General features: G+C 54.1%; 14 protein-coding genes. 2 read left to right on the plus strand and 12 right to left on the minus strand.

The window, feature by feature from the left end; translation table 11 throughout:
* Positions 1 to 65 precede the first annotated feature (65 nt).
* Together HX824_RS02795 and HX824_RS02800 are read left to right on the plus strand one after the other, a co-directional pair.
* The gene (locus HX824_RS02795) at positions 66 to 233 is read left to right on the plus strand and encodes a DUF2897 family protein (protein ID WP_008437727.1); all 168 of its coding nucleotides are present in this window, start codon (positions 66 to 68) and stop codon (positions 231 to 233) included.
* A 99-nt stretch (positions 234 to 332) separates the two neighbouring features.
* Positions 333 to 911 carry a TetR/AcrR family transcriptional regulator gene (locus HX824_RS02800; protein ID WP_008437726.1) on the plus strand — a complete coding sequence of 193 codons (579 nt, stop codon included), beginning with the start codon at positions 333 to 335 and terminating at the stop codon, positions 909 to 911.
* A gap of 28 nt (positions 912 to 939) precedes the next feature.
* Here HX824_RS02800 and HX824_RS02805 read toward each other — a convergent pair whose 3' ends face one another.
* From HX824_RS02805 to HX824_RS32475, 12 genes are all read right to left on the minus strand, one after another.
* Positions 940 to 1,272 carry a ComEA family DNA-binding protein gene (locus HX824_RS02805; RefSeq protein WP_008437725.1) on the minus strand — a complete coding sequence of 111 codons (333 nt, stop codon included), beginning with the start codon at positions 1,270 to 1,272 and terminating at the stop codon, positions 940 to 942.
* A gap of 111 nt (positions 1,273 to 1,383) precedes the next feature.
* The gene (locus tag HX824_RS02810; protein WP_008437723.1) at positions 1,384 to 3,378 is read right to left on the minus strand and encodes a nucleoside-diphosphate sugar epimerase/dehydratase; all 1,995 of its coding nucleotides are present in this window, start codon (positions 3,376 to 3,378) and stop codon (positions 1,384 to 1,386) included.
* A 164-nt stretch (positions 3,379 to 3,542) separates the two neighbouring features.
* Positions 3,543 to 4,721 carry a DegT/DnrJ/EryC1/StrS aminotransferase family protein gene (locus HX824_RS02815; protein ID WP_177054111.1) on the minus strand — a complete coding sequence of 393 codons (1,179 nt, stop codon included), beginning with the start codon at positions 4,719 to 4,721 and terminating at the stop codon, positions 3,543 to 3,545.
* 99 nt (positions 4,722 to 4,820) lie between these two features.
* A complete protein-coding gene (locus HX824_RS02820) occupies positions 4,821 to 5,447 on the minus strand; it encodes an acetyltransferase (protein ID WP_177008086.1) in 627 nt (208 codons plus the stop codon).
* The gene (locus HX824_RS02825) at positions 5,444 to 6,040 is read right to left on the minus strand and encodes a sugar transferase (protein WP_177054112.1); all 597 of its coding nucleotides are present in this window, start codon (positions 6,038 to 6,040) and stop codon (positions 5,444 to 5,446) included. Before HX824_RS02825 ends, HX824_RS02820 begins: the two co-directional genes overlap by 4 nt.
* Positions 6,037 to 7,254: a glycosyltransferase family 4 protein gene (locus HX824_RS02830; protein WP_177008088.1), complete on the minus strand. Its 1,218-nt coding sequence runs from the start codon at positions 7,252 to 7,254 to the stop codon at positions 6,037 to 6,039. The genes HX824_RS02825 and HX824_RS02830 overlap by 4 nt, the downstream gene beginning before the upstream one ends.
* Before the next feature lie 2 nt (positions 7,255 to 7,256).
* Positions 7,257 to 8,801: a heparinase II/III-family protein gene (locus HX824_RS02835; RefSeq protein ID WP_371136004.1), complete on the minus strand. Its 1,545-nt coding sequence runs from the start codon at positions 8,799 to 8,801 to the stop codon at positions 7,257 to 7,259.
* A gap of 281 nt (positions 8,802 to 9,082) precedes the next feature.
* A complete protein-coding gene (locus tag HX824_RS02840) occupies positions 9,083 to 11,227 on the minus strand; it encodes a bi-domain-containing oxidoreductase (RefSeq protein ID WP_032899671.1) in 2,145 nt (714 codons plus the stop codon).
* Positions 11,228 to 11,326: 99 nt separating this feature from the next.
* Entirely contained in the window at positions 11,327 to 13,255 is a 1,929-nt protein-coding gene (gene asnB, locus HX824_RS02845) for an asparagine synthase (glutamine-hydrolyzing) (RefSeq protein WP_008437710.1), read from the minus strand.
* 10 nt (positions 13,256 to 13,265) lie between these two features.
* Positions 13,266 to 14,597 (minus strand): O-antigen polymerase, encoded by a 1,332-nt coding sequence (locus HX824_RS02850; protein WP_177028743.1) that lies wholly within the window; start codon positions 14,595 to 14,597, stop codon positions 13,266 to 13,268.
* The gene (locus tag HX824_RS02855) at positions 14,594 to 15,841 is read right to left on the minus strand and encodes a hypothetical protein (protein WP_177019488.1); all 1,248 of its coding nucleotides are present in this window, start codon (positions 15,839 to 15,841) and stop codon (positions 14,594 to 14,596) included. Before HX824_RS02855 ends, HX824_RS02850 begins: the two co-directional genes overlap by 4 nt.
* Before the next feature lie 47 nt (positions 15,842 to 15,888).
* Complete coding sequence (locus HX824_RS32475; RefSeq protein WP_250884715.1) at positions 15,889 to 16,869, minus strand: glycosyltransferase; 981 nt, start codon at positions 16,867 to 16,869, stop codon at positions 15,889 to 15,891.
* Between the last annotated feature and the right edge of the window lie 14 nt (positions 16,870 to 16,883).

The raw sequence follows: 16,883 nt of genomic DNA on the forward strand, positions 1-16,883 counted from the left end.
CGTTACTCAAAGCAGTCATTACCGTGGGAAATTTCCCCACGGTTTGCTGCCTCAAGGAGAGCCCTATGCCGTGGTATGCCTGGTTGATTTTAGTGGTCGCGATCGGTTCGATCGTCGGTGGTTTGTTGATGCTGCGAGACAGCGCCAACAAGGTTGAATTGACTGATGAACAACGTAAGCGCGTGGCAGAACGCAATGCCCAAGCGGACGCCAAGGATGCGCAGGATCGCTGAGACTGAAGCGGCTCCCCGTTGAGCCGCACAATTTTGTAAACACCCGCGTATGCCCAGCGAAGCTTGGTTAATATGGCCTGATGTTTCGGAGGCCTTCCCATGCGCTATTCACAAGACCACAAAGCTCAAACCCACCAGCGCATCATCAAGGAGGCCTCGGTACGCTTTCGCCGCGACGGCATTGGTGCGACCGGCCTGCAGCCGCTGATGAAGTCGCTGAACCTGACGCATGGCGGGTTTTACGCGCACTTCAGGTCAAAGGACGAGTTGGTGGAAAAGGCGTTGCAAGAGGCCGCAGCTCAACTGGATGAACATTGCAAAAAGCTGTTCAGCCAACAGCGACCGTTGGACGCGTTCATTGATAGCTACCTGTCGCAATGGCATCAGACATCACCTCATGAGGGGTGCCCGCTGCCCACGATGTCTTCCGAGCTGGGGTTGCGCGGGCAGAACAGCAGGACGACGGATGAGGTGCTTAACGCCCGGCTCAAGCAGGTCGAAGCGGCCCTTGATAGCCCGAATGCCCGCGAACAGGGCCTTGTGCTGATGTCGACGCTGGTGGGAGCGTTGGTGTTGGCAAGAAGTGTGGAGAGCGCCGAATTGGCCACGCGGATTCTTGATGTGGTGCGGGGGAGCTTGAAAGCGGGGTTCTGCGGCCAGAAGAAAGCCGGTCAATGACCGGCCTCCTCGCCTGCTTTTCAGATGTTCAATTGACCTCAAGCCTGTCGCGGTTCTTCTCCAGCAATGCCTTGCCGATACCTTTTACTTCCAGCAACTCATCTATCGCAGTGAAGGGCCCGTTGGTTTCGCGGTAAGCGACGATGGCCTTGGCTTTGGCTGCGCCAATGCCGAAGAGGTCCCGGCGCAGGGTTTCGGCGTCTGCGGAGTTGAGGCTGACCTTGGTGGTGTGGTCGACCTTGGTCATTTGTGTGGAAATGGAGGTTGGCGTTTCGGGTTTGGTGGAAGGTGCGGCAGTAGTGGCTAGGGAGAGGCTGGCAAGAAAGGCAAAGACAAAGGATGAGAAATAAGCTTTACGCATAGGTGACACTCCATGACATCGATAAGGGAAAAGCAGCTTTTCCGAAGCTGCTTTTCAAACTTAGGCGATGTTTGGGGAGAGTCAAAAATGGGTGAGTTACAGGGTGTGAGCTCAGGGCTCAAGACGACGCTGCTGGTAGATCCAGTCGACGATTTCACCGTCCGGGGAATAGCCGCTGACCGTTTCGCGCAGCAACTGACGCACACGCGTGTAGTCATCCTGTTCCACGGCGCTGAGCAGCTCCGTTAATCGGCCCTTCAACACCTCCCAGGGCAAGTAGTCTTCATTGGCACTCATAATCATCGGGTGCGGCGTCGTGACTACGTTGTCGCCGATCAACAGTTCCTCATAAAGTTTTTCGCCGGGACGCAGCCCCGTAAACTCAATGGAGATGTCACCTTGAAGATTTTTATCAGAGCGAATACTCAAGCCGGAAAGGTGCACCATCTTCTCGGCCAGCTCGACGATTTTCACCGGCTCGCCCATATCCAGAACAAATACGTCACCGCCCAGCCCCATGGAGCCCGCCTGGATAACCAATTGAGCGGCTTCAGGGATGCTCATGAAATACCGGGTAATCTTGGGGTGCGTAACCGTCAGCGGGCCACCGGATTTGATTTGCTTGTGGAACAACGGGATCACTGATCCTGATGAGCCCAGCACATTGCCGAACCGCACCATGGTAAAGCGCGTCTTGTTCACACGGGAAACATTCGAAGTCTCACCGAAAAGCACCGGAGCAATTTCACTGCTGAGCGCCTGCAGTGTCATTTCTGCGAGACGCTTGGTGCTTCCCATTACATTGGTGGGACGCACTGCCTTATCAGTAGAAATCAGCACGAAGTTCGCCACATTGGCGCGTAAAGAGGCTTGCGCGGCGCTCAGCGTGCCCATCACATTATTCAGCACGCCTTCAGCAATATTATGCTCGACCATCGGTACATGCTTGTAAGCCGCCGCATGGTAGACCGTGTTCACGCGCCAGGTTTTCATGACGTCAAAGAGCTTTTCCTGATTGCGCACAGAACCCAGGATTGGCAATAACTTAACTGAAAGCGACTCACGCACGATTCGCTGCTCAAGTTCTTGCAGGATGCTGTAGAGATTGAACTCGCTATGCTCATACAACAGCAGTGTCGTGGGTTGCAGCGTGAGAATCTGCCGGCAAAGCTCAGACCCGATTGAACCGCCCGCCCCGGTTATAAGAACCGACTGCTCCTTGATGCAATGTTCAAGCAGCTCGTCCTGAGGAGGGACAGAGTCACGGCCCAACAAGTCAGCAATATCAACTTCCTGGATATCATCGACTTTCACTCGCCCGCTGGCCAAATCCATAAAACCGGGCACGCTTTGCACATGGAGTGCGAACCCCTCCAGGAAGGTCAATATCTCCCGGCGGCGCCCACGATTGGCAGACGGAATGGCGAGAAGAATCTGCTGGGCACCGGTGACGTCAACCATCTGCTGGATATGCTTTGGCTTATAGACATGCAAGCCTGAAATCACACGATCGGCAATGCTGCTGTCATCATCAATAAAGGCGACAGGACGCAACAGCCTCCCCATGCGCAATGCAGCAACCAATTGATTACCGGCTGCCCCCGCACCATAGATGGCCACCTTCGGCAGTCCATCATCTCGATTGGTAAAAGGAACATGTTGCGCAGCCGCGAACCAATCTCCCAGGAAATACTGGCGCATCGCGAGGCGTAGCCCCCCGATCATGACCATGCTCAACCACCAGTAATTGAAGATGACCGAGCGTGGAACAAACAACTGATGGTTGCCGCTCCAGTAAACAACCAGCGCGAGAATCAACGATGACAGGCTGACGGCCTTGATAATTGCGATCAGCGCATCGTTTCCAAAATAGCGCATGACTGCACGGTACATACCAAACCGTACAAACAGCGGAATAGCGATGACCGTGGCGCTCAGGAATAGCCATAGGTATTCAGTGAAAGGATTGATCAGCTCATCAATCCCCAAACGAACGACAAAGGCCATCCAAAGGGCAAACCAGACAAGAAAAACGTCGGTCACTACCTGGAAGGCACGTTTCTGCCGCCGCGTTAAACCCAGTAATAAGGTTCTCAACTTATCCATAACGCCTTGAAACACCTCTGTTACTCCTAAAGTACATCCGCCACCACCATGGATGATTCCAAGGGACTTCATACCATGATGATGGAAAATTCCATTTGACTGGCCCGCAGCTCAAATCCTTCTGCGTTGCAAACAAAGACGGGCATTCCTGACTGTCTAACTGATTACTCTTCGGTAGCCAACTGCATAACGGTCTTGAGCACCGAGCATGTCTTGTCGATCTCATGCTGCGTCAACGTCGGGTGCACGAGAAACATTACACTTGTCTCGCCGAGCTCCCGTGCTACCGGCAACCGGCTCGCCGGACGCCAGCCAGTATTGTCAAACGCCTTCTCCAGATAGACCTCGGAGCAGGAACCGGAAAATACCGGAACGTCTCGTGCCGAAATCTCCGCCAGAATACGATCACGATCCCATCCGGCCTTGAGAGCCTGAGGCTCGACAAACACGTAGCACTTATACGCCGCGTGAACACTGCCCTCAGGCATGATTGGCACACGCAAGCCTTTGAGTTGGCTGGCGCACTCCCATATCTGCCCGGCATTCGCCAGCCGGCTGGCCTGCCAGTCGGTCATGCGCTTGAGCTGAATCCGACCGATGACGGCCTGAACCTCGAGCATTCTCCAGTTCGTACCGAAGCTTTCATGCAACCAGCGAAAACCAGGAGGATGGTTACGTTCGTAGACAGCTTCCCAGCTTTTGCCATGATCCTTGAACGACCACATGTCCGACCACAACTTACGATCGTTGGTTGTGACCATTCCGCCCTCGCCACCTGTGGTCATGATCTTGTCCTGACAAAAGGACCAGGCAGAGATATGGCCAATTGACCCCACCGGGCGCCCCTTGTAACGGGCGCCATGGGCCTGGGCACAATCTTCGATCACTTTAAGGTCGAATTCCTCGGCCAGGGCCATGATCGGATCCATATCGCAAGGCCAGCCAGCCAAATGCACACAGATTACGGCCCGGGTGCGAGGAGTCAGTACAGCGCGGATAGTCTGCGCGCTGAAGTTTTGCGAATCGCGATCCACATCGGCGAAAATCGGAACAGCCCCGGCATTCACAATGCTCGAGACGGAAGCAAGAAACGTGCGTGAGGTGACAATCACTTCATCGCCAGCACCGATACCCAACGCCTTCAAGGCAAGGTCCAGGGCAACCGTTCCGTTGGCCAGGCCGATGGCGTATTCGGTGCCCGCCCATGCAGCGAACTCCTTCTCAAACTCACGCCCCTGTGTACCGGTCCAGTAGTTGACCTTATTGGACAGAATCACATCACGTACGGCGTCAGCTTCCTCTTCAGTAAAAGAAGGCCAAGGAGAAAATGGTGAATTCAACACAACCAGTACCCGTCAGTTTTCATTCGAAAATATGAAAGACTCGTCACTACGAGCCCCGTTGCAATTCGCTCAATCCGCTGTTCGCGCGGCGACGACTTTTCAAGAGCCGTCCAATAACCTGGCCGGCACTCCGGCGACCGTAACCTTGTCTGGCACGTCTCTGACAACTACGGCACCCGCACCAACCATGACCTGTGAACCGATGCTCACAAGTTGTCGTATGCAGGCACCTATGCCAATCCAGCTCAGATCCTGTACGCAGACGCCCCCTGCAAGCCGGGCGCCGGGGCTGATGTGCACACACGATCCCAATAGACAATCGTGGTCGACACTGCTGCCCGTATTGAGAATAGCGCCCCTGCCAACTTTGGCATCGGCGTTTACCACCGCGCCAGCAAACACCACCGACCCCTCACCAAGCGTGGCATACCGGCTGACGGTTGAATCCGGATGGCGCAGCGTTACCAGCGTAGCGCCTGCCGCCTTCAGCTGGTCCAGTTTTGCCTGGCGAACCCGATTATTGCCGATCGCCACCAACACACCGTCATATTCATGCACAGCCGCCAACAGTCTCTCGGTGTTGCCTACAACGCTCCAGGCACCATTTCGAAGCAAACCGGGCCAGGCGTCATCAAAGAATTCAATCGTGTCCCAACCGCAGCATTCGGCCGTATCCGCGACGACTTTGCCATGGCCGCTTGCACCCAGCACCGCAAGGCGGCTCATGGCTTGGAGCCCGTGAACTTCGATGCTGTAGCTTCGCCTTCGGCACTGATACCGTCACGCACCAGAACTTTCTTGATCGTCAGGAAAATCACCTTCATATCCAGCCAAAAAGACTGATTATCGACATACCAGGTGTCCAGCTTGAACTTTTCTTCCCAGCCTATTGCGTTGCGCCCGTTGACCTGTGCCCAGCCGCTGACGCCAGGGCGAACCTCATGGCGACGATATTGTTCGGCGCTGTAGAGAGGCAGGTATTCCATCAGCAACGGTCGCGGGCCCACCAGGCTCATATCGCCCTTGACCACATTCCACAACTCGGGCAATTCATCCAGGCTGCTGGATCGCAGAAAACTGCCAAAGGCTGTCATGCGCTGGGAGTCTGGCAAAGGCTCACCGTTTGCGTCATGAGCATCACGCATCGTACGGAACTTGATCATTTCGAACGATTTGCCATTCCGACCTGGTCGAACCTGACGAAACAGAACGGGAGATCCCAATTTCTTGCGAATGTTCCAGGCAATTACTGCTATGACCGGAGAAAGCAGAATTAGTCCAAGCAACGACGCAAATAAATCAAAACCACGCTTGATCATCTGGCAACACCCTCCAGCCAATCCACAAACCGGTCAGCCAATTTACGTCGGTCAAACTCTCTGACCGCCAATTCTCTGCCTCGTGCGCCCTTCGCCCGCAGCTCGTCACGATCATCTGCCGCCTGTATCAACGCATCTGCGAAAAGCGCAGCATCATCTGGAGGTACGACAAAACCGCAGTTCTCGGTGGAAATCATCTCGGCGAGCCAGCCCGGGTAGTTATTTAAAACAGGCAACCCTGACGCGATATAGTCGAAAAACTTGTTAGGCGACGTTCCGTAGTAAAAGGCCGGTACGTTTGCCAATATCTGCAGCCCCAGGTCCGCGCTGGCCATCAAACCGGACAACCGGGCCTTGTTCACCGGATCATGAAATATCACATTGTCCAGCTGCTCTTCCGCTGCACGCTTCTGAAGCGCGGGCTTGAGCTTGCCCTGCCCGATCAAAACCAGCCGGATATCATCGCGCTTACGCAGTTTAAGCTCTCGAGCCGCATCGAGCACCGCGTCCAGCTTGTTGGCCACTCCATGAGTACCCGCGAAGACCGCTACCAGATGGCTTTTATCCACTCCAGCCGGCAACCATGGCTCAGCAGGCGTGTTGAAAATATCAAGGTCACAACCGTTTGGGATCATTTCGATTCGATCACGCGCCACACCGCGGTGCGCAATTCCATCCACAATACCTGGAGACAATCCAATGACCCGGTGAGCCGAGCGATAACTTGCCCACTCAAGAAAAGACATGGCGGCAAGGATTACCGGATTACGAATGACGCCCATCGCTTTCGGCAGCTCGGGCCAGAGATCCCGGACCTCAAATACAAACGGCTTATTGCGAAACCACCGGGCGAATATCCCGGGGATACCGGCTGTCAACGGCGTCGTGGTCGCAAAGACCAGGTCGTAACGCTCGGTTAGCGCAATACCGATACTGCGCACTGCAAACTTTAAAAAGCTGAGCGCTCGAACGAACAGGCCATCGCTGTTGGAGTACGCCAGGTCAAATTCGATGATCTCGATACCGTCGACGGTACCTTTGCGTTTTCCACCAACGAAAGGGCTTTCCAGCCCCGTTTGGCCACCACCGTAGCTGCCGCAGACCATCGTCACCTGATGCCCCCTGGCAACCAGGCGGCGGGCCATCTCATAGGACCGGATACCGGTCGCTCCTTTCGGAGTAGAAAAATGCTGATGAAAATAAAGGACTTTCATGTCTACCAGTGATACTCCGTAGTCAAAACGCCCGCCGAAGTCACCTCAACCTCAAGCACCGGCACTTCAGTTTTTTGTAAGTAGTAACGAGACTCCCAACCCTGGACGAGCGCTCGTCGCACGATAGGCATGCTGCCTGCAACCGACAATCGATGGGAGCCGTTGGTCAGGACGTCGCCCTCAAGCCGCCAGTCCCCCGGCTGCAAACGCCAGCGTAGAACTGCACGATCCTTGAATCCGCTAAATTCATCCCTGACCAGCATGCCGGTGTCGCTCAGGCTCACATGCCGCTTATGACGGACGCCGTTACCGTCGATATACGTGGCGCCGCAGGCGCTTGTTCCAGCCTGCTCAACCAGGCTTTCGACCTGGCGCGTACGCAACCACTCCCCGAACAGAAACCGGCTGAGCCTCGGCATCTGGTCTCGCCCATCAAATTGAAGGGTGTTGTGGCTGGCGGTACCCGGAAAATAACTCAGCCACTGGGCAGAGGTGTTGTAACTGAAGGTACCTGCATCCCGGAGCAGGTTAATGCCTGCACGCCATAGATCCACATGCAGGGCATCGGCCTGGCTGGGGCGAAACCGGAAGCGCGGGTAGCGCAATACAGCGAAGGTTTGTTCACGCCGTAACAATGCATAACCACCCTGATCAAACAGCTGGCTACCTGGACGCTCCGCTACCGCCGATGGGCCGGGCAGCAGCAGCCATTGCAGTGGCAAATCCCATTCACCTGCCGCCTCATAGGCTCTCTTTCCGGCAAACAACGCCATGGACAACTGGACCGAAGGCCTGAAGTCGCGATAGTCCGTATCCGTCAGTGGCAGCAGCCGGGCACCATCATTTGCGCCAATGTTCGGAGCATCTCCAGTGTGCTCGTCGACCAACGAAAATAACCAATGCGCCGCTGTGCGAGCCCTGAGTTGGAACGTGGCGGAGAACGCCGGGAGCCCCAGCTTGTTTCTCCAGATTTCAACCATGGAAAATGTGTCGAGCATCACCCGATGATAATTGACGGAGTACTGGCTGAAACTGCCATCTTGCTCGATCAGCCGAGCGGCCCGGTTTTCAAGCCATTTGCGCCCCAATCGCTGCCAGCGTTCGCCCTCGGGGCAACCGCTTGAGGTCAACCAACTGCCGCCGACAAAAAGTGCAGCCGCCTCGGAAGTCCCGTGGTTATTGTCCTGAGCCATCGCATAGCTCAGCGTCGGCTCGATACGCTTGAGGTGCAGTCGGACCAGATCCACAAGCCCCGGCAACGGGTTGGCAAACTGTTCGACAATGACCGAACTCATCGCCAGGTGCAGGACACGAATGGACGCCTCCTGACCGCACTTCCAGTTCGGACCGCAATAGGGAGGATTGTTGACACACCAATCCGTCAACCAACCGTTTAACTGCGCCGTCCCTGAAGACCCGCCAACACAGGACTTCTGGGCAAAGACCAACGTCCAGTCAAATCGCGAAGCTTCCCAGATATTCTTGATATCACCGACAGCGGCATCAAAATCAGGAATCCGCCACCATTCCCGGCCGGGATCAGGCACTCGAACTCCATTCAGCGGATTCAAATGCCAGTCAGGGGGTGCGTCCGATACCGGGCACTCCCAGAACCCGAAATACCGGACCTGGGAATCCCATTGGGACGCACATGGCAACGAGCCGGCCTGCCTCGCACTTTCCGCAAAAAACGGGCCTTGAGGAATTTCAGCCCGAAGGCGTCGGACCGGGTTCAAGCCAGTCTTGACCCCGAGCCGATACGTCAATGCACGCGCCAGATTGCCAAAACCGAGAGCTATCGCAGTTTTGGCTTTAACAAGAAGAAGGCTCATTGCTCGCGCAGAATCCGGGCAACTTCAATGCTCACGCGCGCCACTTCGAAAATCTCATCGGAAGTGATCGGCGTGACCGCCCCGTTTTGCACCGCTGCCAGGAAAGCTGCAGCGCACTCGCTTTGCCCCTTGTTCTGTTTCCAGAGATTCAGCTTGCTGAAGCCCGGCCAGCCGAACCCCTTCAACTTGCGGAAGTTATCCAGTTGCAGGACGCGTCCGGCAGCGAAAACTTCAACTCGCTCTTTTGGAAAGCTTGAAGCGCCATTGGCCAGATAGAGGATGGTGCCGAAAGAGCCATCCTCAAACCCCAGGGTGATCGCCGCTTTGTCTTCCGTAATGGCAACAGCAGGCGTATCGCCCATTCTGCGGGCCTGGATCGAAACAATCTTGCTGCCCGCGAGAAAACGCATCAGGTCGATGAAATGACACGCTTCGCCAATAATGCGCCCGCCGCCGACTGACGGGTCCTGGGTCCAGTGATTTGCGGGAATCGCTCCGGCATTCATCGTCATGATGAAAGACTTGGGCTCTTTTACAGCCGAGAGCAACGCCTTCATCTTTTGCACCTGCGGCGAAAAGCGTCGATTGAACCCCACCATCAAATGTGGCTTGAGCCCTTGTTCGACAGCCTTTCGATAGGCCTCTTCAACCGTTGCCAGATCCTGGGCTTCAATTGCCAATGGCTTTTCGACGAACACATGTTTACCCGCCTCCAGCGCTTGCGCGACAAAACGGGCATGGCTGTCGTGCCGGGTGACAATTGCAACAGTGTTGATCGTGCTCTCGCCAAGCATCGCACTGATATCAGTCGAGGCTTGTGCAAATCCGGCCTTGCTGCCGTGTATTACACCGTTGATGCCACCGGCAGTCACAATCGTATGGAACTGAGCCCCTGCGGCCTTGAATGCCGGTATCAGCATTCTTGATGCATAGTTTCCTGCACCGATGAAGCCCACCACGGGTTTGACCGGGTCGAAACTGGCTACCGCACCAGGTGCCAGCACCACTTCCTTGATGTTTCGCTCGGTCTCTTCCGAGGTGTACTGAAGAATGATGCCCAGCGCCGAATTATCCGTCGTAAGCGTCTGATAGGCATCCGCGGCGTCTTCGAATGCAACCCGATGGGAGATCAACGAGTTGACCTCCAATTGGCCGCTGGCGAGCATGTCCAGGACGGCTTCGAAGTTGCGCTGCTCAGTCCAGCGAACGAAACCTATCGGGAAGTCGTTGCCTTGATCTTCGTAACTCGGATCGTAGCGCCCGGGCCCGTAAGAACATGAAACCTGGAATGTCAGTTCCTTCTCATAGAAGTCGGCTCGACTCAACTCAAGCCCGGTTACCCCTACCAGAACAATGCGCCCACGTTTACGGCACATGTGTGCCGCCTGGGTGACCGGGTCGGACGACTTGGTCGACGCCGTAATGATGACGCCATCCACCCCTCTTCCGCGGCTGAATGTCATTCCCGCCGAAACAACATCTTCGCCCTTGCCGGGGTTGCAGGTTTCGGCGCCATAACTGCGAGCCAATGCCAGCTTTTGCTCATCGAAGTCAACGGCAAGTACCCGGCAGCCTTGAGCCCGCAGGAGCTGGACCGTCATCAGTCCGATCAGGCCTACGCCGGTGACTACAAAGGTTTCACCCAATGTCGGCTGAGCCAGACGAATGCCCTGCAAGCCGATGCTGGCAAGCACGGTAAACGAAGCGGCTTCGTCGCTGACCGAGTCCGGAATCAAGGCACACAGATTCTTGGGAACAACAACGATATCGGCATGAGGACCATTGGAAACCACACGGTCGCCCGGCTTGAACCCGGACACATCATTGCCCACGGCACCCACAACACCCACGTTGCAGTATCCAAGCGGCAACGGCTGCGCAAGCTTCGAGCGAACGGCTTCCACCGTTGTCGCCAAGCCATCGGTCTGGACCTTTTGCAGAACCATGCGGACCTTGTCAGGTTGCTGGCGAGCTTTTTCCAACCAGTTAGCACGGCCAAACCCTACCAGCATGCGTTCCGTGCCAGCAGAAATCAGCGTATTGGTTGTATGGATCTTTAGCGTGCCACTACGAACGGCGGGAGCGGGTGCATTAACCAATGACGTCTCACCGCTAGCCATGTTCTGAACAACCTGCTTCATGCATTCACACCAATAAAGTTAAAAATTCACTCATCACTGAGAAACTTGTATAGAGCTATGTATCCTACCATCGGATAAGGCCGTGGCGTCGCCGCCCACTCAACCGTCGAGGGCGAAATCGCCGTCCAGATACTGTTTGCACCAGAGTTCCATGCAAACGATGCCGAACAACGTATAAGCAGCGTCTATCCGGCCTGAACGATCTGCTTCGATCAGATGCGCCACCGCCTTGGGATCGAATATCCCCCTTTTCAGCAGGGATGCAGGAGAAAGCACCTCATCGACCAAAGGCTTCAGGCGTCCTTGCAACCAGTTGCGAAGCGGTACGCCGAAGCCCGTCTTGGGCCGGTAGATGACGTCGTGAGGCAGATAGGGTTCCATGGCCTTCTTGAAAATCCATTTCCCTTCCCGGCCTTTTTGCTTGATATCCGATGGCAGTGAGCCAGCCAGGCGGACCAGGTCAAGATCCAGCAGCGGCACACGCACTTCAACGCCCGTCGCCATACCCATCTTGTCGGTGTAGTTGAGATTGTGATCGGTGAGAAAATGCTTGCACTCCAGGGTGAGCATTTTATCAAGGGGCGTGGCATCCGAAGGCAGCCGCGAAAGTGTTTCTCGCATCGGCGCAAACAGATCATCAGCCGCCAGCTGGCGTCGCAAGTCTGGCGCCAACAGGCCATACGCCTGTTCAGGTTCAAGCCAGAGGAAATAACTGATCAAGCGATCATCAGCAGGCAAGTCCGCATAGCGAAAAGCCTTCCCGAGACGACGAGACAGCGGAGAGGATGCAGGAAGCAGGTTTGAACTGCTGGCCAAAACCGAACGCAGCGGTCGAGGCATTCCGCCCCACCAACGCTCTTGCGCCAACGCGAAATGACGACGATAGCCCGTGAAAATGTCATCTCCCCCGGCACCCGACAGCAGAACCTTGATGCCGTTCTGGCTTGCCAGTTCCGAGATGAACAACGCATTCAGCGCCGCCGGATCCGGCGTAGGTTCATCGAGCAGATAAACCATTTCAGGCAGACGATCCATCATCTCATCGCCGACGCCTACGACATGCAGGTCGACATCCAGATGCTTGGCAACGCGCTGTGCGTACGGAAGGTCATCGGCGAACCCCTCGTTCGCAGTGGAGCCGTTGTCTACTCGGATACTGAAGCACTGCAACCGCCCCTTATCACGCATTTCCTGCGCTGCAAACGCGACGATGGCACTGGAGTCCAAGCCGCCTGACAAGAATGAGCCCAAGGGTACGTCGGACACCAACTGACGCTGGACGGCAGTCCTGACGGCATCGGCGACATCAACAGCGACATCAGCAACCGTTTTTGTCAGGGGTTTCTCGGAAATCGGCAGTTCGTAGTAAAACCAGCTCTTCTCGATACGCCCATTACGGACGCATAACGCTTGGCCAGGTAAAACCTTTTTGATATCCCGCACGATCGTCCGATCACCCGGCGACCAGAGAAAACCAAGGTGCGCGAGTACGGCTTGCGGGTCGATTTCAGTTTTACTGAAGCCGCCTCGGATCAAGCCCTTCATTTCACTTGAAAATGCAAAACAACCATCACTGGAATGGATATAGAGGGGTTTGACGCCCATCTGATCTCGAGCCACCCAAAGCGTTTCGGTGTCGCGTTCCCAGAATACGACCGCGAAAATCCCGTTCAAACGGTTTAAACACTCAATCCCATAACGACAGAACAGTGCGAGCAATACTTCGGAGTCGGACTGGCTGGAAAAATGATCCCCCGCCGCTTCGAGATGAGCCCTTAACTCCCGAAAGTTATAGATTTCACCGTTAAACACCATGACCACTCGCCCATCGGCAGAGACCATGGGTTGGTGACCGGCGGAAGTGGTATCGAGAATGGAAAGGCGCACCTGGCCCAACCATACACCAACGTCGGTATCGGCCCAGACGCCTTGATCATCAGGCCCACGACGTCGAATAAACGAAAGCGCTGAAGAGAAGTCAATAGATTCCCGCGTTCCGTTGTGAATGTAGCCCAAAATTCCGCACATATCAGTTTCTCTAGATTGGGTTATTGACTGGCTCTTCGCGCTTTGAGCTCAAGAATAAAAAAGGAAGCCATATAGACGCTATGAGAAGAGCGACCGACGCCAATTCCCCTCGAAAAAGGTGAAGCAGGGAGGCGATCGCCAATGCATAAAGACCTAACGCTCGGTCGCTTTGAGGGTTATAGACAACTGCGCCATAAAGCCGCCCACCTATAACGCCAAGAAGAAAACCGCCGAATAGTACGCCCAGCGTGCCAAAGTTCATATAAAGCTCACCAAAAATACCTGGCGGCAATGTCGTACCTTCCATGAGCCATTTATCTGGCCAAAAGGCACCTGTAAACACCCCGGCTGCGGTAAGTGGCTTATTCGGGAAAAGACCCGAAGGTATTAAAATCAATACAACCATCAGCAGCGTCGTGCCATTCTGCCATTCCAGCCTCTCGGGCATAGCATCTATGAGCACAGTCATGGTCTGCAACTGCATTAGATTACCCGTAAACTGAGTCGCCAAAAAATGAATGAACGACAGGAAAACACCTTGATCTTCGTTAATGAAAAAGAATCTACCTGTCGCGAGAAACTCCTGCTTAAACAGGTGATAGGTCATCAGCGAAACAAACATCACCACCCCAAGCACCGCTCCTTTTACAAGACTGACACGCTTAACGCGGTAATGCCGAACTATAATCAGCGACAATACGATAATAAAAATTGTCGATTTCTGACCCTGGAGAGCGCAAATAAACAAACCGCCCAAAAAATATAACCAGAAGCAAAACCGCTCGGAAAGTGACTTCTTCCCGGCACGGGTCAACCGTATATACCAGGCCAGCGAGACAGAGAGCAGCAAGTTCTCCAAGAGGAACAAGCCGTTCAAACCTGCAAACGCCCTTATCCTGTCACTGGCACCTTGAAGCAACCCCGAGACCCCGCCTAGGATTACAAGAATAGTTGTAAACGCCAGCAGCGCCACTAACGAAAAACCTAAGGCTCGTTGCGAAAAAATCCTTGGACTTACTATGTAGCGTATCCCGACGGGAAAATTAAAATGCGTTTTCCGTCCTAACCAACACCCCATCAAAACAAAAATCAAAGCCCCGGCATACAGCAAAATGGCATAGTCAATAGAACTCTGCTTATCGAAAAAGGCAAACTCCCAAAACTGACTAAACCCATCAAACCCCATGATAAAGGGATATAATGGGACAATAACGCCTGCAAACCAGATCACCAAAAAGAAAAAGCCAACGCCAAAACAATCAAACGCTTTTTTTTCAAGCGGGACTCGCAAGTGCTCAGGCCCTAAATATTTTTCTTCCAAGGTATCAACCTCTTGGGTCATAAATCAGCGAGGCGGACTCTCACCGCAATCAGAAGCAGCACGGCGGACAAAACAGCACCAACCACATACCCCAAAACGCCAGCCCAAGCATCCAAAACAGGGATACCGACGTATAGAATTAAAAGAACAAGCAAGCCCTCTACAATATTGGTTTTAAGGCTTAAACTAAAAACACGCAATGCGACCAGTATTGTACCGCAAGCAAGAGCCATAGCCTTCAGGGGCAAAGTCAACGCCAACACAATGATATACATGGCCGTCTGCTTATAAACACCGCCCACACACACCAACCATATACAAGAGCAAAGGATCAACAGCAAAGCAACCGTGGATGAGATCTTTAACATGCTTTTTGAGAATGCATGATACCTTTCGCGCAACTCGCTTTTATCATGGATGACCTCGACCAACTCAGGAAGGGCCCTTTGTGCAATGATTGCCAATGGCAGCAAGCCAAGAATAAGGCTCAATATAGCAATACCAAAAAAACCGATCTCGTCGGTTTTCACATGATAAGCAGTCAACATCAGGACAGGCAGACTATCCACCAACAGACGAACAAACAGGCTGGCATTGACAATGACACCGGACTTGGCCGTTGTCATTAATTCGCGCCCGTTCACCTGGCGAAAATCAAGCGCCAGAAAGATATGCGCTCGCAGTTTCCACCAAACGGCAGCGAGACAAAAGAACTCACCAAGATAACGAGCGGCCATCCAGCCCTGGATACCATACAACTTCGTCAATACAACATGCAGAATAACGCCCGCCCCGGTAACCAGCATCAGAACGAAGTAGATCTCGCGTATCGCCTTCGCCCCCTGAGCAAAGCCAGTCGTTACACGAAGCAAATTAGTCAACAGCACCAAGCCACAGGTTGTAAAAACATAAGAACTAATCGCAGAGGTCAGCACAAACTCATGCGCGACGTATATACCAGCAATCACGACACCTGAAGCGATCCCGACCAACAAAAACACTTGCCGAAGCACTTCACTTTGACGAGAAGTACCATGACTCGCCGCCGTATCGCGAATCGCGATGCTTTGCATGCCCAAACTTCCTGCCAGTACGACAAGAGCAATAATTGTTTCCAGCGAGCGCACCACACCGACGACCGACGGATCAACCCAAGGCGTGATCAAAAACTGACTTATTATTACCCCACCTTGAATACAGGCAGTAATAACAATCAGCTGTAACAGCTTCGAACTTTCAAACATGCTGATCAGACGATTCAACACACGCTACCACCATGAATCTTTATAAACACTATCAACGAAGCTCTCCTTTATTTCACCAGCGACAAGGAATCCAGGACATTTTTAAGCGCCACACGACGAGCTGCGATGGAATAATTGGAAGAAATCCACTGATGCCTGGCTTTGGCATCTTCAGCGCAAGTCGGCGTGGCGACAACCGTCTCCATGGCCGCAGCAATTTCTTCCTGGCTATCTGGTTGAACCCAGTAAGCGAAGTTACCCGCGACCTCAGGCACCGCGCCCCGAGGCGACGTGATCACTCGCGCGCCACACGCCAGCGCTTCGCCGATCGCATGCCCGAAACCTTCATAGAGCGTTGGTTGAACATAGGCCAGGCAATTGCGGTAGTGGTGCAGCTTTTCTTCATCGGAAATCATCCCGACAAACTCCACCTTGTCTGCCACACCCAGGCGCTGCGCCAGGTCTTTTAGTTCCTGCAGGTAGTCACCATGTTTGCCAGCAACAACCAGGCGAAGATGACTTGCGTTAGCCGAAACCTTTGCAAACGCCTCAATCGTCGGAATCAGCCCTTTACGAATGGCGTTCGTACGACTGGTCCAGGTCACCGTAAAAAAGTAATTCGATCCAACCGCCGGAAGCTCGCCAGGAGAATAGTAATCTGTATCAATCGCCAGCGTTGCGTACACGGGGTTTCTCACCGGCAGGTTGGTTGTGACTTCCTCACACTCCGATCTTGAGATGAACAGGTTTCGATCGGCTAATAACAGCGAGGTACGCAGCACTGCCTTCTGCCATAGCGGACGGTCCAGATAACACAGACCCGGGATTTCTTTCCGGCAGGTGGAGTAGTCAAAGGCCCCAGTTACAATTACCGGCCGACGACGGAGTTTTCCGGCGAGCAACGGAAGCGGCGAATGCCCCCACCACCAACAAAAATAGAGATCCGCTTTCCAATCTAATGTGCCCGGCGTCCCGGACAGAACGACTTCGTGTCCGAGCTCCTTGAGAATTCGAATATCAACCCGATAAAACTCAACTTTATCAAACATCTCGCGCCAATTAG

Origin of the sequence: Pseudomonas sp. D4002 (assembly GCF_013385665.1) — a bacterium.
Taxonomy (GTDB): Bacteria; Pseudomonadota; Gammaproteobacteria; order Pseudomonadales; family Pseudomonadaceae; genus Aquipseudomonas.

What these genes read in the sequence shown, in the direction of transcription:
- HX824_RS02795 (WP_008437727.1), top strand. Translation starts at nt 66, where the DNA reads ATGCCGTGGTATGCCTGGTTGATTTTAGTGGTCGCGATCGGTTCGATC.
- HX824_RS02850 (WP_177028743.1), bottom strand. Translation starts at nt 14,597, where the DNA reads ATGACCCAAGAGGTTGATACCTTGGAAGAAAAATATTTAGGGCCTGAG.
- HX824_RS02800 (WP_008437726.1), top strand. Translation starts at nt 333, where the DNA reads ATGCGCTATTCACAAGACCACAAAGCTCAAACCCACCAGCGCATCATC.
- HX824_RS02810 (WP_008437723.1), bottom strand. Translation starts at nt 3,378, where the DNA reads ATGGATAAGTTGAGAACCTTATTACTGGGTTTAACGCGGCGGCAGAAA.
- HX824_RS02830 (WP_177008088.1), bottom strand. Translation starts at nt 7,254, where the DNA reads ATGAAAGTCCTTTATTTTCATCAGCATTTTTCTACTCCGAAAGGAGCG.
- asnB (WP_008437710.1), bottom strand. Translation starts at nt 13,255, where the DNA reads ATGTGCGGAATTTTGGGCTACATTCACAACGGAACGCGGGAATCTATT.
- HX824_RS02840 (WP_032899671.1), bottom strand. Translation starts at nt 11,227, where the DNA reads ATGAAGCAGGTTGTTCAGAACATGGCTAGCGGTGAGACGTCATTGGTT.
- HX824_RS02825 (WP_177054112.1), bottom strand. Translation starts at nt 6,040, where the DNA reads ATGATCAAGCGTGGTTTTGATTTATTTGCGTCGTTGCTTGGACTAATT.
- HX824_RS02805 (WP_008437725.1), bottom strand. Translation starts at nt 1,272, where the DNA reads ATGCGTAAAGCTTATTTCTCATCCTTTGTCTTTGCCTTTCTTGCCAGC.
- HX824_RS02820 (WP_177008086.1), bottom strand. Translation starts at nt 5,447, where the DNA reads ATGAGCCGCCTTGCGGTGCTGGGTGCAAGCGGCCATGGCAAAGTCGTC.
- HX824_RS32475 (WP_250884715.1), bottom strand. Translation starts at nt 16,869, where the DNA reads ATGTTTGATAAAGTTGAGTTTTATCGGGTTGATATTCGAATTCTCAAG.